Here is an 18013-nt window from a genome sequence, read left to right as displayed (position 1 = left end):
CTCAGTGCTCCCCGGCAGGTCCGCCGATGGGGCCAGAACCCTTGGAACTATCAACCTGACTGGACGTCGTGTCGTCTGGCGTGATCACCGCTCCCGGCCCGGACTTGTCGTCACCTTGCCAGTCTTTAGGCTCGCGGGGCACACGACCGGACATGATGTCGTCAATCTGCTGGGTGTCGATGGTCTCGTACTTCATCAGCGCCTCGGCCATCATGTCCAGCTTGTCGCGATTCTCCTCCAGCAAACGACGCGCAGTCGCATAGCTCTCATCGATAATGCGACGCACCTCTTCATCGATCTGCTTGGCGGTTTCGCCAGACACACCAGCCAGCCCACCACCATTGGAACGTCCCAGGAAGCCTTGATCCTCGTCCTCAGCGTACAACAGAGGACCCAGCTTTTCAGACAAACCCCACTTGGTGACCATGTTCTTGGCCAACTGGGTGGCACGCATGATGTCGTTTGACGCCCCTGTGGTGACCCCATCAAACCCGAGGGTCATTTCTTCCGCAATACGACCGCCAAACAGCGAGCAGATCTGACTGATCAGCGCCCGCTTGGACAAGCTGTAACGATCCTCTTCCGGCAGGAACATGGTCACCCCGAGGGCGCGACCACGCGGGATGATGGTGACCTTGTAGACGGGGTCATGCTCAGGCACCAGGCGACCGACAATCGCGTGGCCGGACTCGTGATAGGCCGTGTTGAGTTTTTCCTTGTCCGACATGACCATCGACTTGCGCTCGGCGCCCATCATGATCTTGTCCTTGGCCATCTCGAACTCGTTCATCTCGACCAGACGCTTGTCGGCGCGAGCTGCAAACAACGACGCTTCGTTGACCAGGTTGGCCAGATCAGCACCGGAGAAGCCCGGCGTACCGCGCGCGATCAGGGACGGATTCACATCCTCACCCAGCGGCACCTTGCGCATGTGCACCTTGAGAATCTGCTCGCGACCACGGATATCCGGCAGCCCCACTACCACCTGACGGTCGAAGCGGCCAGGACGCAGCAACGCAGGGTCAAGCACATCAGGACGGTTGGTCGCAGCAATTACGATGATGCCGTCGTTGGGTTCAAAGCCGTCCATTTCGACCAGCAGCTGGTTCAGCGTCTGCTCGCGCTCGTCATGACCACCACCCATTCCGGAACCCCGGTGGCGACCGACGGCATCAATCTCGTCGATAAAGATAATGCACGGCGCGTGCTTCTTGGCCTGTTCGAACATGTCACGCACACGGGACGCACCTACACCGACAAACATCTCGACAAAGTCGGAGCCGGAGATAGTAAAGAAAGGCACCTTGGCCTCACCGGCCACAGCTTTGGCCAGCAGGGTTTTACCGGTACCGGGCTGACCGACCATCAGGACGCCACGGGGAATATGACCACCCAAACGCTGGAACTTGCCCGGGTCACGCAGAAACTCGACCAGCTCACGCACATCTTCCTTGGCCTCGTCGCAACCGGCAACGTCAGCAAAGGTGGTTTTAACCTGATCTTCCGACAGCATGCGCGCCTTGCTCTTGCCGAAGCTCATAGGGCCGCCGCGGCCACCGCCGCCGCCCTGCATCTGACGCATGAAGAACATAAAAATGGCGATGATGATCAGGATCGGGAAGCTGGCAATCAACAGCTGGGTCCAGATGCTCTGCTGCTCCGGCTGCTTGCCTTCGATGATGACATCGTTGTCCAGCAGGTCACCGATCAGGCCATTATCCTGAATAGCCGGACGAACCGTCTTGAAGGTTTCACCGCTGCGCTCGCGACCGGTAATGATATAGCCGTCCACCGTCACGCGCTCGACCTGGCGGTTCTCTACCAGCTCCAAGAACTTGGAGTAATTCAGCGTATCCGGTTCCTTGGTACCGCTGAAGTTGTTCATCACGGTGACCAGCACTGCTGCAATGATCAACCACAGGATGAGGTTCTTCGCCATGTCGTTCAATTCGCTACCCTCTTGCCCCGCTGCACGACCGCGGGCGCCTTGCTGAGTCTTTTAACCACCTGCCAACATTACACCAGTTTAGGCCACCTCGGCATTGGCTTCAGTGTAACCCGCTATGTAACACCAGCCTCACTGACCGCCGCAGCGGGCTCCGGTTCCGGCTCGCGGAAATCGCATCACCCCTCGCCGCCCTTGTAACCACGGGCCAGCAGATAGGTCTCACGCGAGCGCCCACGCGACGCATCGGGCTTGCGCGTTACCAGCTTGTCAAACTGTCCACGCATCTCGCGAAAGTATTCGTCAAAGCCTTCACCGTGGAACACCTTGATCAAAAAGTCCCCACCGGGACGCAACACACGCCCAGCCATGTCGAGCGCCAGCTCGCACAAATACATGGCCCGAGGCTGATCAACCGCGGGCGTACCACTCATATTGGGGGCCATATCGGAAATAACAAGGTCCACCTGGGAATCGCCGATTGCAGCCAGAATAGACTCGAACACCGCATCCTCGGTGAAGTCCCCCTGAATAAAGGTCACATCAGGAATACTGTCCATGGCCAGGATATCCGAGGCAATGATCCGCCCCTTCTCGCCAATCAGGCGGGAGGCGACCTGCGACCATCCTCCCGGTGCAGCGCCGAGGTCAAGTACCGTTATCCCCGGCCTGAGAATACGGTCACGCTCCTGAATCTCCAGCAGCTTGTAACTGGCGCGCGAGCGATAGCCATCCTTCTGGGCCTGTTTTACGAACGGATCGTCAAAGTGCTCTTTGAGCCAACGCTTGCTTGTCTTGGACTGTGCCACGGAATACCTCGTGCAGCGGGCCACGCCGCCGGTTAAACTAGTGCATCAACACTCATTGAATCTTCATACGGAACATTATGGCGCTCAGCTCCGCACAGAAAAAAGACCTCAAACGCATCGGCCATCATCTCAAGCCGATCGTTATCATCAGCGAACAGGGCGTCAGCGAAGGCGTTCTGGCCGAACTGGACCGCGCTCTGAACGACCACGAACTGATCAAGATCAGAGTTACCGTCAGCGACCGCGATGCCAAACAGGCACTGATCGCCGAGGCCTGCGGCCAAACGGGCGCAGAACTGGTCCAAGTGATTGGCAAGATGGCGATCCTGCTGCGCAGGGCCAAGAAGCCCAACGCCAACCTGTCCAACCTGAAGCGCTTTCAGGGGCTCTAAAAAAGCAACGGGGCCACTCGGCCCCGTTTGCCTTACTTCTCGCCCGTTGACTCATCCGGTCGCGGCTGCACTGCCAGTACCAGTCCGGCAAACGCCACTACCAGGTAACTGATCATCGCCATCAGCGGCTGACCGACTTCGCGAAACAGAAAAAACGCGCCCACCGCTACGATCGCCAACACCATCACCTGAGCCCGCAAATCCTGCCAGATCGCGCTACGCATGCGCAGTGCCAGCATAACCAGCTGCGCCAAGATAGCCGCCGCACTGAGGCCCAGCACCGCCGGCCGCAACATAGCTGCGGCGTCATCCACCAGCAGCGGCGCCAGCCCGGACTGCTCCAGCGCCGGTAGAAAAACAAAGTGCAGACTCCAGACCGAACCAACCCAGAGGGTCAGCAACAGCTGCCAGGCCACGCGACCACCATCACGACGATCGCTACCGACAGCTGCCCGGGTCACAGGTGCTGGACCTCGACAATTTCGTACTCAACCACGCCACCCGGCGTCTTCACCGCAACGATCTCGCCTTCTTCCTTGCCGATCAGAGCGCGGGCGATAGGCGAATTGACCGACAGCTTGCGCTGCTTGATGTCCGCTTCGTCGTCACCAACGATCTGATACACCACCTCTTCATCGGTATCGACGTTGGCGATGGTTACCGTGGTTCCGAAGATGACCTTGCCGGTATGCGGGATGGTGGTCACGTCGATCACCTGCGCATTCGACAAGCGACCTTCGATGTCACGGATACGGGCCTCAACCATACCCTGCTGCTCACGGGCAGCATGGTACTCGGCGTTTTCCTTCAAATCGCCCAGCTCACGCGCCTCGGCAATAGCCTGAGTGATCTGCGGACGCAGCTCACTCTTAAGGTGCTTGAGCTCGGCTTCAAGGGCTTCGGCGCCCTGTTTGGTCATTGGATACTTCATGACTCAGATACCTTTGTGCAGATCCTGGAGGCGACGCACTGCGCGCTCCGGGCCGAATTTCAGAGCGGTACAGACAGCCTCACCGCCCGCTAGCGTAGTGGTCGAGTAGACCTTGTGCTGCAATGCATTGCGACGGATGGAGTAGGAGTCCGCGATGGACTGCCGGCCTTCAGTGGTATTGATGACCAGATCGATCTCGTCGTTCTTGATCATATCCACAATGTGCGGGCGACCTTCAGTCACCTTGTTCACACGACGAACCGGCAGATTGGCGGCTTCAAGCACCTTGGCGGTACCGGCGGTCGCAACCACCTCAAAGCCCAGCTCAATCAGATCACGAACCACATCAACCGCGAACGGCTTGTCGTCTTCACGCACACTGATGAATACCGTGCCACTGGTCGGCAGCACTTCACCGGAACCCAGCTGGGACTTGGCGAAGGCTTCACCGAAGCTGTCACCAACCCCCATGACTTCGCCGGTAGACTTCATTTCCGGGCCAAGAATCGGGTCAACACCAGGGAACTTGGCGAACGGGAACACCGCTTCCTTGACACTGAAGTACGGCGGCACCACCTCTTCGGTGAAACCCAGTTCCTGCAGCGTCTTGCCTGCCATGACACGGGCAGCAATCTTGGCCAGCGACTGACCGATGCACTTGGACACGAACGGCACAGTACGGGAGGCGCGCGGGTTGACCTCAATGACGTAGATGGTCTCGCCCTGCACCGCCATCTGGACGTTCATCAGGCCGACTACGCCCAGCTCCAGTGCCATCTTGCGCACCTGCTCGCGAATGTCGTCCTGAATATTCGCCGGCAGCGAGTACGGCGGCAGCGAGCAGGCGGAGTCACCGGAGTGCACGCCAGCCTGCTCGATGTGCTGCATGATCGCACCGATCACCACATCCTTGCCGTCGGATACCGCATCAATGTCGACTTCGATCGCGCAATTGAGGAAGTGATCCAGCAGTACCGGGCTGTCGTTGGACACCTTGACCGCTTCACGCATGTAGCGCTTGAGCTCTTCTTCCTGGTAGACGATTTCCATCGCCCGGCCGCCCAGAACATAAGACGGGCGCACCACCAGCGGGTAACCAATACGCTTCGACAGCGCCAGCGCTTCGTCTTCGCTGCGCGCAGTGGCGTTCGGCGGCTGACGCAGGGCCAGGCGCTCGACCATCTGCTGGAAGCGCTCACGGTCTTCGGCGCGGTCGATGGCCTCAGGACTGGTACCAATGATCGGCACACCCGCTTCTTCCAGCGCGCGAGCCAGTTTCAGCGGGGTCTGACCGCCGTACTGGACGATCACACCCTTGGGCTGCTCGACGCGGACGATCTCAAGCACGTCTTCCAGGGTCACCGGCTCGAAGTACAGACGATCAGAGGTGTCGTAGTCGGTTGAGACGGTTTCCGGGTTGCAGTTGACCATGATGGTTTCGTAACCATCTTCACGCATCGCCAGCGCGGCGTGAACGCAGCAGTAGTCGAATTCGATACCCTGACCAATGCGGTTCGGGCCACCACCGAGCACCATGATCTTGTCACGGTCGGACGGATTGGACTCGCACTCTTCCTCGTAGGTCGAGTACATGTACGCAGTGTCGGTAGCGAACTCGGCCGCACAGGTGTCAACGCGTTTGTAGACCGGCAGCACATTCAGCTTGTGGCGATGGCGACGCAGGTTCTTCTCACTGACAGCCAGCAGCTGCGCCAGGCGCAAGTCGGAAAAACCCTTGCGCTTGAGGCGGAACATCAGGTTGTAGTCGATATCCGCCAGTCCCAGCGTTTTGACTTTCTCTTCGTCTTTGATCAGATCTTCGATCTGCACCAGGAACCAGGTATCAATCTTGGTCAGATCAAACACCTGCTGCAGCGTCATGCCGGCGCGGAAGGCGTCAGCCACGTACCAGATGCGGTCAGCACCGGGCACGGTCAGCTCACGGGTCAGCTCGGTCATCACGTCATCCGCAGCCGGATCGACCTTGGGGTCAAAGCCGCAGACACCCACTTCGAGGCCGCGCAGCGCTTTCTGTACGGATTCCTGGAAGGTACGACCGATTGCCATGACCTCACCGACAGACTTCATCTGAGTCGTCAGACGCGCGTCAGCGTTGGGGAATTTTTCGAAGGCGAAACGCGGGATCTTGGTCACCACGTAGTCGATGGACGGCTCGAAGGACGCCGGCGTACGACCACCGGTAATGTCGTTCTGCAGTTCATCCAAGGTATAGCCGACAGCCAGCTTGGCGGCGATCTTGGCGATCGGGAAGCCGGTTGCCTTGGAAGCCAGGGCGGACGAGCGAGACACCCGCGGGTTCATTTCAATGACGACCATGCGGCCAGTATCCGGGCAGATACCGAACTGCACGTTAGAGCCGCCGGTTTCAACACCGATTTCACGCAGCACCGCCAGCGAGGCGTTACGCATGATCTGGTATTCCTTGTCGGTCAGCGTCTGCGCCGGAGCGACTGTGATGGAATCACCGGTGTGCACACCCATCGGGTCGAAGTTTTCAATCGAGCAAACGATGATGCAGTTGTCCTTTTTGTCGCGGACCACTTCCATCTCGTACTCTTTCCAGCCGATCAGCGACTCGTCGATCAGCAACTCATTGGTCGGCGACAGATCCAGACCACGGTTGCAAATTTCTTCGAACTCTTCGCGGTTATAGGCAATACCGCCACCGGTGCCGCCCATGGTGAAGGACGGACGGATGATGCACGGAAAGCCAACCTGCTCCAGCACACCATAGGCTTCAGCCATGCTGTGCGCGATACCAGAACGCGGGCACTCAAGACCGATAGCCTTCATAGCCTTGTCAAAGCGCGAGCGGTCTTCTGCCTTATCGATGGTATCGGCATTGGCGCCGATCATTTCCACACCGTACTGCTCCAGTACGCCGTGCTTTTCCAGATCCAGCGCACAGTTGAGCGCGGTCTGGCCGCCCATGGTCGGCAGCAGCGCGTCCGGACGCTCCTTCTCGATGATCTTGGCAACCGTCGGCCACTTGATCGGCTCGATATAGGTCGCGTCGGCCATGGCGGGGTCGGTCATGATGGTCGCCGGGTTGGAGTTGACCAGAATGACGCGGAAACCTTCTTCCTTCAGAGCCTTGCAAGCCTGGGCGCCGGAGTAGTCAAACTCACAGGCCTGACCGATAACGATAGGGCCGGCGCCGAGGATCAGAATGCTTTTAATGTCTGTACGTTTTGGCATAGTCGTTTACAAATCCTAGGGTGTACCGGGGTTCAGGCGCGTTTTTTCATGGCGTCGATGAAACGGTCGAACAGCGGTGCCACATCGTGCGGCCCCGGGCTCGCCTCAGGGTGCCCCTGGAAGCTGAATGCCGCTTTGTCGGTGCGCTCGATCCCTTGCAGGGTGCCGTCGAACAGCGACTTGTGGGTCGGTCGCAGATTGGCTGGCAGGCTGTTCTCGTCAACCGCGAAGCCGTGGTTCTGGCTGGTGATCATCACCACCCCGGTATCCAGATCCTGGACCGGGTGGTTAGCACCATGATGGCCGTGCCCCATTTTCACCGTCTTGGCGCCGGAGGCCAGAGCCAGCAGCTGGTGACCGAGACAGATACCGAACACCGGAATGTCGGTCTCCAGAATTTCCTTGATCGCGGCGATGGCGTAGTCGCACGGCTCCGGGTCACCCGGCCCGTTGGACAAAAAGACACCATCCGGGTTCAGCGCCAGCACCTCGGAGGCGAGCGTCTGTGCAGGCACCACCGTCAGGCGGCAACCGCGAGCGACCAGCATGCGCAGAATGTTGAACTTCACACCGTAGTCGAAGGCAACAACGTGATAAGGCAGATCGGCGTCGCTCAGCTCGGGATGGCTGTCGGTCTCGAGATTCCAGACGCTGGAGCGCCACTGATAACGTTCCTTGACCGACACTTCCTTGGCCAGGTCCATGCCCTTAAGGCCCGGAAAGCTGCGCGCCAGCTCAAGCGCCTTTTCCTCGGAGATATCATCGCCAGCCAGCAGACAACCATTCTGTGAGCCCTTCTCGCGCAGGATACGCGTCAGGCGGCGAGTATCAATGCCGGCGATGGCGACAATATTGTTATCCCGCAAATACTCATCCAGCGACTGCTTGCAGCGCCAGTTGCTGGCCAGCAATGGCAGGTCACGAATAACCAGACCGGCCGCCTGGACGGCGTCGGACTCAACATCCTCAGGGGTAACACCGGTATTGCCGATGTGCGGATAGGTCAGCGTCACGATTTGACGCGCATAGGAGGGATCGGTAAGGATCTCCTGATAACCGGTCATGGCCGTATTGAACACGACCTCGCCAACACTGGAACCGTCGGCGCCGATGGACTCACCACGAAAAATGCTGCCGTCGGCGAGTGCGAGAATGGCTGGCTTGGACAAGAAAACCTCCGAAAGAACTGACACATTTCACCAAACGCGGGCTGCACAAAAGCGGGAATGTAGTGCTGAACACAACATCCCGCTTGCAAAGGCATTGTCAGATACGCGCTGAATAGACAGATTAGCGCAATAGTTTAACCACTTGAGGTCAAAATATCCACACCGCAACCGCCCCTCACGCACCAACAAGGATCACCACCGCAGCCCCGCAATCTCTTCATTCTTAAACAACTCTGTGTTACAACAGCCGCTGAAGACCGACGGGCAGGAGCCCGCAGCAGACGGCGCAGACCGTCAAACCGGGCGCCTCTCAGCCCCCGGCATACACAAGAACAAGACAAAAAAGGACTCGGGGACTCTCACCATGCCAACGCTCTTGAAACGCCTGCTGGTGCTGCCACTGCTGCTCATCGCCTCACTATCCCATGCCGATCCGCAGCAGCTACAACAACTGCACGAATTCCGCAGCGAAGCCTTCAAGGCCGGAACCTACCTGCTGATCGACAACAACCTCTACGAACGCGTTCGCGAACCCGGCAACCGCGAAATTTACAATGGCGCGCTACAGCAGATGGATTCACTGCTGCGCCAGATGAACAACCCGGGCAACCTGCGCCAACTGTACAGCGACTTCGTTAAGCTGATTCGCGAACTTGAGGACCTGCCCGATGGCGAGGAGTACTACAGCCTGGCTACGGTGAACCGCATCATGATGGCGCACGGCAAGCTCGAGAACGCCGCCGCCGAACTGTACGAAGCCGAAGTCCCGGGCAGCCCGGCCAACCTGGTCGCCCTGCAACGTCAGAGCATCGATATCAGCCGCATTCTGCTGCTGTACGAAAACAACATGTTCAGCTCCGTTGGCGTGTACTTCCTGCCGAGTAGAGAGGGTCTGTTCGGCGAACTCGACACCCGCATCAGCGAGGGCTCAAATCAGCTCAAACAGCTCATGCCGGATCACAAGGACACCTTTGATCGACTGGACAAGCAATACAGTTTCATCCAGCCGCGCCTGATCAACTACCATTCTGACTGGGTACCCACCATCGCCGCGTTCTACCTGACCAAAAACACCCAGACCCTGGACGACCTCTCCCGCGAGCAAGCAAGCCTCGCCGAGGCCAGCGCCAGTACCAACTGAGTTTTCCGGCACAAAAAAAGGGTGGCCAACCGGCCACCCTTTTTTTGTGCCGAACTCGCATTCAGCCCTTGAGGCCAAGCACGTCCTGCATATCAAACAACCCCGCAGAACGGCCAGCCAGCCACATAGCTGAGCGGACCGCTCCCTTGGCAAACGTCATCCGACTGGACGCCTTATGGGTAATCTCAACGCGCTCACCCTCGGTCGCAAACAGCACAGTGTGATCACCAACCACGTCACCGGCGCGAACCGTCGCAAACCCGATGGTCTTGGGATCACGCGCACCGGTCTGCCCTTCACGCCCGTAGACCGCGACATCGGCGAGATTGCGACCCAGCGCATCAGCCACGACCTCCCCCATGCGCAGCGCCGTTCCGGACGGAGCGTCGACCTTGTGACGGTGATGCGCCTCGATGACCTCGATATCAGCATCATCCCCCATCACCCGCGCAGCCATGTCCAACAACTTGAGGCAAAGATTGACACCAACACTGAAGTTGGGCGCAAAGACAATTGAAATATCCTTTGCCGCCTCTGCCAACACCGCCTTTTCCTCTTCAGAAAAGCCGGTGGTACCGATCACCATCGACTTACCTGCAGCACGGCAGATCTGAAGATTGACCAGCGTCGTCGTCGGATGAGTGAAATCAATCAATACATCGAACTCATCAACCACTTGCTTGAGATCACCACTGATCACAACGCCCAGGCGGCCAACACCGGCCAGCTCACCCGCATCAGCGCCCACCAGCGAGCTGTCAGGGCGCTCAATCGCCGCCGTCAGCGCAGCGCCCTCAACCTGACCAATGGCTTCGATCAGCGTCTTGCCCATGCGCCCGGCAGCGCCAATTACCGCAATCCGTCTCATGTTGCGCCCTCGGCTCAGAATTTCATGTCTTCGAAGAAGTTCTTCACACCGTCGAACCAGCTCTTGGCCCGCGGCGACTGACTGGAACCCTCTTCCTCAAGAGTCTGACGCAGCTCCTCTAGCAGCTCGCGCTGACGCTTGGTCAGATTCACCGGGGTTTCTACCACCACACGGCACAGCAGGTCGCCGGCCGAACCGCCACGCACTGGCGTAACGCCCTTGCCACGCAGGCGGAACAACTTACCGGTTTGCGCCCCTTCCGGGATCTTCAACTTGACCCGGCCATCCAGGGTCGGCACTTCCAGCTCGCCACCCAGCGCCGCGTCGACGAAGCTAATCGGCACTTCACAATAGAGATTTTTGCCATCACGCTGGAATATCTTGTGCTCACGCACCGAGACAACCACATACAGGTCGCCTGCCGGCCCACCATTGACGCCAGCCTCACCCTCACCAGCCAGACGGATACGGTCACCGGTATCAACACCAGCCGGGACCTTGACCGACAGATTCTTTTGCTTCTCGACGCGACCGTTGCCGTGACAATCCTTGCACGGATCGGTGATCATCTTGCCGGTACCATGACAGCGCGGGCAGGTCTGCTGCACCGAGAAGAAGCCCTGCTGCATACGCACCTGACCATGACCACCACAGGTGGTACAGGTTGTCGGTGTGGTGCCCTTCTTGGCGCCGCTACCATCACAGGTTTCACAGGCAACCAGCGTCGGCACACGAATGGTTACCGTAGTACCACGCACAGCCTCTTCCAGGTCCAGCTCCAGGGTGTAACGCAGGTCACTGCCGCGCTGAACACTGGAACGACCACGACCGCCGCCACCACCAAAGATGTCGCCGAACACGTCACCAAAAATATCGGAGAAGTTGGCACCGCCGCCAAAGCCGCCCGCACCACCGCCCATATTCGGATCCACGCCGGCATGACCATACTGGTCGTACGCTGCGCGCTTGTTGGCGTCGGTCAGAACTTCATAGGCCTCGGTCGCCTCCTTGAACTTCTCTTCCGCATTCTCGTCATCCGGGTTGCGATCCGGATGGTATTTCATCGCCAGGCGGCGATAGGCCTTTTTCAGCTCGGCCTCGCTGGCGCCCTTTTCGACACCCAGCACTTCGTAATAATCACGCTTGGACATGTGTTCGATTTCCCTCAGAGAGACACTCGGCACAAACGGCAACGCGGGAGAAGCTCCCGCGTTGCCTGGCAGAGTGGTCTGACTGCACGCGAACGTACAGCCCGAACCGGTTCATCAAGGACTTACTTGTTGTCCTTGACCTCTTCGAACTCGGCATCGACCACGTCATCGGCATCATTGCCGGACTCGGCACCTGCCGCCCCTTCGGCCTGACCCGCCTGAGCCTGCTCCGCGTACATCTTCTGAACCAGCGGACCGGATGCTTCAGACAACGCGTTGATCTTGGCCTCGATCTCTTCCTTCTCACCGGTCTTGATCGCCGCTTCCAGATCAGTCAGCGCAGTTTCAATGGCCGCCTTCTCTTCGTCAGTCGCCTTATCACCCGCCTCGGTCAGCGTCTTGCGAGTAGCGTGGACCAGTTGATCGGCCTGATTGCGCACTGTCACCAGCTCTTCAAACTTGCGATCTTCCTCAGCATTGGCCTCGGCGTCGCGCACCATCTTCTCAATTTCATCGTCCGACAGGCCGGAGGACGCCTTGATCACGATGGACTGCTCTTTGCCAGTCGCCTTGTCTTTGGCAGACACGTTGAGAATACCGTTAGCATCGATGTCGAAGCTGACCTCAATCTGCGGCACACCACGCTGCGCCGGCGGAATGTCAGCCAGATCGAAGCGACCCAGTGACTTGTTCTGAGTCGCCTGCTTACGCTCACCCTGCAGCACGTGAATGGTCACGGCCGTCTGGTTGTCGTCAGCAGTCGAGAACACCTGCGACTTTTTGGTCGGGATGGTGGTGTTCTTCTCGATCAACGTGGTCATCACGCCGCCCATGGTTTCGATACCCAGCGACAGCGGGGTAACGTCCAGCAGCAGCACGTCTTTCACGTCACCAGCCAGAACCGCACCCTGGATGGAAGCACCGATGGCAACCGCTTCGTCCGGGTTAACGTCCTTGCGCGGCTCTTTATTAAAGAACTCGGCAACGGTTTTCTGAACCAGCGGCATGCGGGTCTGACCACCGACCAGAATCACGTCGTTGATGTCAGACACATCCAGCCCCGCATCCTGCATGGCGATGCGGCAAGGCTCGATGCTGCGCTTGATCAGGTCTTCAACCAGCGACTCCAGCTTGGCACGAGTCACCTTGACGTTCAGGTGCTTCGGACCGGACGCGTCTGCAGTGATGTACGGCAGATTAACGTCAGTTTGCTGGCTGGAAGACAGCTCGATCTTGGCCTTTTCGGCCGCCTCTTTCAGGCGCTGCAGGGCCAGCGGATCGTTGTGCAGATCAACGCCGTTTTCTTTCTTGAATTCGTCTGCCAGGTAGTCGATCAGACGCATGTCGAAATCTTCACCACCCAGGAAGGTGTCACCATTGGTAGCCAGCACTTCGAACTGGTGCTCACCATCAACTTCGGCAATTTCGATAACGGACACGTCGAAGGTGCCACCACCCAGGTCGTACACAACGATGGTGGAATCGCCACGCGCCTTGTCCATGCCATAGGCCAGAGCGGCTGCAGTGGGCTCGTTGATGATCCGTTTGACTTCCAGACCGGCGATACGACCAGCATCCTTGGTGGCCTGACGCTGACTGTCATTGAAGTAGGCCGGAACGGTGATAACCGCTTCGGTAACCGGCTCACCAAGGTAGTCCTCGGCAGTCTTCTTCATTTTCTTCAGTACTTCAGCAGACACCTGCGGCGGAGCCATCTTCTCGTCATTCACCTGAACCCAGGCGTCGCCGTTGTCAGCCTTGACGATCTTGTACGGCACCAGCTTGATGTCCTTCTGAACGACGTCTTCTTCGAAACGACGACCGATCAGGCGCTTGACCGCGTACAGGGTGTTCTGCGGATTGGTAACCGCCTGACGCTTGGCCGACTGGCCAACCAGGGTTTCACCATCGTTGGTGTAGGCGACGATCGACGGAGTGGTACGACCACCCTCAGCGTTCTCGATCACCTTGGCAGAACCGTTTTCCAGAATAGAGACACAGGAGTTGGTGGTCCCCAGGTCGATACCGATAATCTTGCCCATATGTTTCTCTCCAAGTCGTGCTACCGCGCTCAGTCAGCGGCATTGTTTATCTGTGCATGAGCCCTTGATGGGGGCTGCAAAATCAATTTCAAGCCTGCTCGTCAATCGAGGGTGCCGCGCCAGCCGCAGGCGCCTTGCTGACAACTACCATGGCCGGACGCAGCAGACGCCCACTCAGGGTGTAGCCCTTCTGAAACACCTTGAGCACGGTATTGGGCTCAACGGCGGTGCTTTCTTCCATCGCCATGGCCTGATGCAGCTCAGGATTGAAGGGTTCGCCCTCGGGCAGAACCGGCACTACCTGGAATCGCGCCAGGGTGTCGGCAAACATCTTCAGGGTCAGCTCAATGCCTTCGCGCATCGGCTTGATCGCCGGATCATCCGCACTGGAAAGCTCCAAACCGCGCTCCAGACTGTCGACGATCGGCAGCAGGTCATTGGCAAAACGCTCCAGCGCAAATTTGTGCGCCTTCTCCACATCCTGCTCGGCCCGACGACGTGCGTTCTGCACGTCGGCAGCAGCCCGCAGAGCCTGATCCTGAGCGGTAGCCAGCTGTTCCTCCAGACTTGCTACACGCGCTGCAAGATCGCCCTCGGGAGTCGCAACGGTCTGATCAACCATGTCGTCCTGATCCTGCAGATCCGGTCTCTGTTCCTCTGCCATGTCTTTCTCCTGTCATAGGCTGGGCGTGTGTTTGCGCGCAATCGCTGTACACGCAGTCAATATCGAACGACCGGTGCAACCGATCGGGTCTGGCAACCTATATGGGGACTGTCCACACGGCTTCAAGGGTCAATTTGCACAGGGATACAACAGAGGCGGGAGGGACTTGTCGTCCCGAAGCGAACTACTGTATAAACAACCAGAACAATTTTCTTCAGGAGCACGCGCCATGCTGGTCCATCTCGCGGTCAATAACTACGCCATCGTCGACAACCTTGAGCTCGAACTGGGTGGCGGCATGAGTGTAATTACCGGCGAAACCGGGGCCGGCAAATCCATCATGCTCGATGCACTCGCCCTGACTCTGGGCGACCGGGCAGACAGCGGCGCGGTGCGCCCCGGTGCGGACAAAGCCGACATTCTTGCCACCTTCGACATTCGCGACATCCCGGAAGCCCGCCAATGGCTTGCCGAACGCGACCTTGCACAGGACGACGAACAGGTCATCCTGCGTCGGGTGATCACCGCTGAAGGTCGCTCGCGCGGCTACATCAATGGCTCCCCCTGCCCCCAGCAGGATCTGCGCGCCCTTGGTGAAATGCTGATCGACATACACAGTCAGCACGAACACCAGTCACTGCTGAAAACCGATACCCACCGCCGCCTGCTAGACGAATACGCCGGCGCCGGCGAGCTGGCGCGCCAGGTGCAGCTTGCCGCCCAACGCTGCCGTCAAACGGAAAAAGCGCTGCGCCAGGCCAGCCAGCAGAGCGAAGATCAGACAGCACGCCAGCAATTGCTCACCTACCAACTGGACGAACTGGACAACCTCAGCCTGCAGGATGGCGAACTGAACGAGCTGGAAGCAGAACAGCGCCAACTGGCCAGCGCCGACCAGATCCTGCATTCCTGCCAGCAGGTCATCAACATCTGCAGCGAAAACGACTCCGGCAGCGTCCTTGAAGCGCTCACCGCCAGCCTAGGTAGGCTCGACGCATTCAAGACTCACAGCAGCCAACTGGGCGAAGCCAGTGACCTGATTGCCAGCGCGCAGATTCAAATTGAGGAAGCCGTTGGTGAGCTGACCCGCTACCTCGATCACTTCGAGGCCGACCCGGAACGCCAGCAGTATGTGGAGGAGCGTCTGAGCGCCATCTTTGAATTGGCCCGCAAGCACCGCGTCCAGCCACAGGAGCTGCCCGCGCTGCAGCAACAACTGATCGACGAACTGGAAGGCCAGCAACAGCAAGCCGCCGACGCCGAGCGCCTGCAGGAAGAACTGATTGCCTACCAGGCCCACTTTCGCCAACTGAGCGAAAAGCTATCAGCGCAACGCAGCAAGGGCGCAGCCAAACTCGCCAAGGCAGTAACCCAGGAAATTCAACGCCTCGGCATGCCAGGCGGACGCATTGAGCTGCAGCTGACTCCGCTGGACGCAGACAGCTACCCAATTACCGGACTGGAGACCGTCGAGTTCCTGGTCAGCGCCAATCCGGGGCAACCCGCCAAACCGCTGGCCAAGGTTGCCTCAGGTGGCGAACTGTCTCGTATCAGTCTCGGCATTCAGGTCATCACCGCGCAGACCTCACGCGTCCCGACGCTCGTATTTGATGAGGTGGATGTCGGCATCGGCGGTCCAACCGCCGAAATCGTCGGACAATTGCTTCGCCAGCTCGGTGCTCGCGGCCAGGTACTGACCGTCACCCACCTGCCACAGGTCGCCGCACAAGGCCATCAGCACTTGTTTGTACGCAAGCAGCAGACACGCAACAGCACCCGCACCTGCATCGACCAGCTTGACGACAACGCCCGCGTACAAGAGGTCGCCCGCATGCTTGGCGGCGTCGACCTGACCGACGAATCGTTGGCTCACGCCCGCAAACTGCTTAGCGTCACGCACTGAATAGCCATAAAAAAACCGGGCAGAGCCCGGTTTTCTAGCACGAGATCAGCGCTTACTTACCGCCGGCCTTGCGTACATAAAGCACCAGATTATGGTCGACCAGCTCATAACCGTGCTCTTTGACAATCTCGCGCTGACGCCGCTCGATTTCAGGGTCGAAGAACTCGACCACTTCGCCAGAGTCGACACAGACCATGTGGTCGTGATGCTCACCATCAGCCAGTTCAAACACGGCGTGGCCGCCGTCGAAATTGTGGCGCACTACCAGTCCGGCAGCTTCAAATTGCGTCAACACGCGATAGACAGTAGCCAGGCCAACGTCTTCGCCCGCCTCCATCAACGCCTTATAGACGTCCTCAGCGCTCATGTGGCGGTCGCTTGAACCGTCGAGCATTTGCAGGATCTTAACCCGAGGCAGAGTCACCTTCAGGCCAGCTTTGCGGAGTTCTTGATTTTCAACCATGTCACTATTCTCGTTCAGCGCTTCGCAGGGCGGGATGAGTCGGGTATGATCGTGGCAATACAGCCATTCCAAAGATAGCGGATGTTAGCACGTGACGCGAAAAAGCTTTAATCGAATCCTTTTCATGCTGTTATGCAGTGTCTCTATCGGTCTTCTCGGAGGCTGTGGCTTCGTCCCCGGCATCTACAAGATCGACATCCAGCAAGGCAACGTAGTCACTCAGGAAATGGTTGACCAACTACGCCCTGGCATGACCACCCGCCAAGTGCGCTACATCATGGGCACCCCGCTGATTCAGGACACCTTTCACCCCAATCGCTGGGATTACCTGTACAGCATGGAGTCCGGCCACAGCGAGCGTGTACAGGAGCGCATCAGTCTGAACTTTGAAGACAACCGTCTGGTTGGTCTGTCCGGCGACTTTATGCCGGGTCAAAGCCAGGACGAGGAAATCATGAGTTCTGACACCGTCGAAACCTACCCGGTTGATCTCGGCCCGCCGCTCGGCACCGGCGAGTAAGCGACAATCCGGGGAAGCCACCCGCGCTTCCCCGCTCTACTCTTCTCTACTTCCTACTCTTCAGCTTTTGCAGCCTTGGCCTTGGCCGCGCGCTGCTTACGAACTTCTTTCGGATCGGCAATCAGCGGACGATATATCTCAACCCGCTCTCCCGATTGCAGCACGCGCTCAGCAGGTTTAGGCACGGCCTTGCCGAAAATACCCAACGGAGCGCTATCGATATCCAGCTCGGGAAAGAGCTGATCGAGGCCCGACATTCGCACTGCATCAAGCACGCTGGTGCCCTCTGGCACATTGAGCGTCACGATCTTTTGCTTGTGCGGTAGCGCATAGGCCACCTCCACCACCATGGTCTGCTCAGCCACCCCAAGTCTCCTTGGCGCGCTCACAGAACGCATCCACCATCGCGTTGGCGGCCTGATTGAACAACGGCCCCAACGTCGCCTTGACCAGAGCTCCGGCGTATTCGAAATGCAGGTCCAAAGTAATCTTGCAGGCGGAATCGCCCAGCGCCTTGAACTCCCAGGCACCACGAAAATCGCTGAACGGGCCATCCACAAGGCGCAGCGTGATGCGCTCCCCCGGCACCAGGGCATTGCGGGTAGTAAAGGCCTGACTCATACCGGCCTTGGCAATGTCCAGACGGGCACACATCTCGGTGTCGGTCTCACTGAGAACGGTCGCACCGGAGCACCAAGGCAGAAACTCTGGATAATGTTCCACCCGGTTAACCAGGTTATACAGATGGCTCGCAGGGTATGGCAGCAGAGCCGAGCGCTGAATGTGGGTCATGCAA

Annotated in this window: 16 protein-coding genes and 1 pseudogene; 4 read left to right on the top strand and 13 right to left on the bottom strand. The window is 58.7% G+C overall.

All coding sequences use genetic code 11. From position 1 onward, the window contains the following. Nucleotide 1: 1 nt before the first annotated feature. Together ftsH and rlmE are read right to left on the bottom strand one after the other, a co-directional pair. A complete protein-coding gene (ftsH, locus tag ACKPCU_RS05415) occupies nt 2-1939 on the bottom strand; it encodes an ATP-dependent zinc metalloprotease FtsH (protein WP_321350496.1) in 1938 nt (645 codons plus the stop codon). A 185-nt stretch (nt 1940-2124) separates the two neighbouring features. Beyond that, entirely contained in the window at nt 2125-2754 is a 630-nt protein-coding gene (gene rlmE, locus ACKPCU_RS05410) for a 23S rRNA (uridine(2552)-2'-O)-methyltransferase RlmE (protein WP_104739302.1), read from the bottom strand. A 77-nt stretch (nt 2755-2831) separates the two neighbouring features. Here rlmE and ACKPCU_RS05405 point away from each other — a divergent pair, with 77 nt between their 5' ends. Then, complete coding sequence (locus ACKPCU_RS05405) at nt 2832-3146, top strand: YhbY family RNA-binding protein (protein WP_104739301.1); 315 nt, start codon at nt 2832-2834, stop codon at nt 3144-3146. Between the two features lie 32 nt (nt 3147-3178). On the opposite strand, the gene ACKPCU_RS05400 is transcribed toward ACKPCU_RS05405, so the two are convergent. Genes ACKPCU_RS05400 through carA form a run of 4 tightly spaced genes read right to left on the bottom strand, consistent with a single transcriptional unit; the run spans nt 3179 to nt 8465 of the window. Beyond that, the gene (locus ACKPCU_RS05400; protein WP_321350492.1) at nt 3179-3607 is read right to left on the bottom strand and encodes a DUF4149 domain-containing protein; all 429 of its coding nucleotides are present in this window, start codon (nt 3605-3607) and stop codon (nt 3179-3181) included. Beyond that, nucleotides 3604-4077 carry a transcription elongation factor GreA gene (gene greA, locus ACKPCU_RS05395; RefSeq protein WP_321350490.1) on the bottom strand — a complete coding sequence of 158 codons (474 nt, stop codon included), beginning with the start codon at nt 4075-4077 and terminating at the stop codon, nt 3604-3606. The genes ACKPCU_RS05400 and greA overlap by 4 nt, the downstream gene beginning before the upstream one ends. Nucleotides 4078-4080: 3 nt before the next feature. Next, complete coding sequence (carB, locus tag ACKPCU_RS05390; RefSeq protein ID WP_104739298.1) at nt 4081-7296, bottom strand: carbamoyl-phosphate synthase large subunit; 3216 nt, start codon at nt 7294-7296, stop codon at nt 4081-4083. Nucleotides 7297-7328: 32 nt separating this feature from the next. Next, the gene (gene carA, locus ACKPCU_RS05385; protein WP_321350487.1) at nt 7329-8465 is read right to left on the bottom strand and encodes a glutamine-hydrolyzing carbamoyl-phosphate synthase small subunit; all 1137 of its coding nucleotides are present in this window, start codon (nt 8463-8465) and stop codon (nt 7329-7331) included. A 364-nt stretch (nt 8466-8829) separates the two neighbouring features. Between carA and ACKPCU_RS05380 the strand changes: the two genes are divergently transcribed. Further along, on the top strand, nt 8830-9606 hold the full coding sequence (locus ACKPCU_RS05380; RefSeq protein WP_104739296.1) for a hypothetical protein: 777 nt from the start codon (nt 8830-8832) through the stop codon (nt 9604-9606). Between the two features lie 61 nt (nt 9607-9667). On the opposite strand, the gene dapB is transcribed toward ACKPCU_RS05380, so the two are convergent. From dapB to grpE, 4 genes are all read right to left on the bottom strand, one after another. After that, the gene (dapB, locus tag ACKPCU_RS05375) at nt 9668-10474 is read right to left on the bottom strand and encodes a 4-hydroxy-tetrahydrodipicolinate reductase (protein WP_321350484.1); all 807 of its coding nucleotides are present in this window, start codon (nt 10472-10474) and stop codon (nt 9668-9670) included. 14 nt (nt 10475-10488) lie between these two features. After that, complete coding sequence (gene dnaJ, locus ACKPCU_RS05370) at nt 10489-11625, bottom strand: molecular chaperone DnaJ (RefSeq protein ID WP_104739294.1); 1137 nt, start codon at nt 11623-11625, stop codon at nt 10489-10491. Nucleotides 11626-11747: 122 nt separating this feature from the next. Continuing rightward, the gene (dnaK, locus tag ACKPCU_RS05365; RefSeq protein WP_321350481.1) at nt 11748-13667 is read right to left on the bottom strand and encodes a molecular chaperone DnaK; all 1920 of its coding nucleotides are present in this window, start codon (nt 13665-13667) and stop codon (nt 11748-11750) included. Between the two features lie 88 nt (nt 13668-13755). Then, nucleotides 13756-14331: a nucleotide exchange factor GrpE gene (gene grpE / locus ACKPCU_RS05360; RefSeq protein ID WP_104739292.1), complete on the bottom strand. Its 576-nt coding sequence runs from the start codon at nt 14329-14331 to the stop codon at nt 13756-13758. A gap of 229 nt (nt 14332-14560) precedes the next feature. Here grpE and recN point away from each other — a divergent pair, with 229 nt between their 5' ends. Continuing rightward, the gene (gene recN, locus ACKPCU_RS05355; protein WP_321350478.1) at nt 14561-16234 is read left to right on the top strand and encodes a DNA repair protein RecN; all 1674 of its coding nucleotides are present in this window, start codon (nt 14561-14563) and stop codon (nt 16232-16234) included. 52 nt (nt 16235-16286) lie between these two features. On the opposite strand, the gene fur is transcribed toward recN, so the two are convergent. Beyond that, complete coding sequence (gene fur, locus ACKPCU_RS05350; RefSeq protein ID WP_104739290.1) at nt 16287-16697, bottom strand: ferric iron uptake transcriptional regulator; 411 nt, start codon at nt 16695-16697, stop codon at nt 16287-16289. Between the two features lie 124 nt (nt 16698-16821). Here fur and ACKPCU_RS05345 point away from each other — a divergent pair. Next, nucleotides 16822-17181 (top strand): annotated as a pseudogene (locus ACKPCU_RS05345) (outer membrane protein assembly factor BamE); the annotation flags it as partial. 89 nt (nt 17182-17270) lie between these two features. Here ACKPCU_RS05345 and ACKPCU_RS05340 read toward each other — a convergent pair. Together ACKPCU_RS05340 and ACKPCU_RS05335 are read right to left on the bottom strand one after the other, a co-directional pair. Next, nucleotides 17271-17582 carry an RnfH family protein gene (locus ACKPCU_RS05340; protein WP_321350472.1) on the bottom strand — a complete coding sequence of 104 codons (312 nt, stop codon included), beginning with the start codon at nt 17580-17582 and terminating at the stop codon, nt 17271-17273. Continuing rightward, nucleotides 17575-18009, bottom strand: coding sequence for a type II toxin-antitoxin system RatA family toxin (locus tag ACKPCU_RS05335; RefSeq protein ID WP_104739287.1), 435 nt, complete (start codon nt 18007-18009; stop codon nt 17575-17577). The genes ACKPCU_RS05340 and ACKPCU_RS05335 overlap by 8 nt, the downstream gene beginning before the upstream one ends. Nucleotides 18010-18013 lie beyond the last annotated feature (4 nt).

This window comes from Halopseudomonas oceani (genome assembly GCF_963677335.1).
Lineage (GTDB): Bacteria > Pseudomonadota > Gammaproteobacteria > Pseudomonadales > Pseudomonadaceae > Halopseudomonas > Halopseudomonas oceani.
Note: the sequence above shows the minus strand (reverse complement) of the source record. Positions and strands in the feature narration are given on the sequence as shown.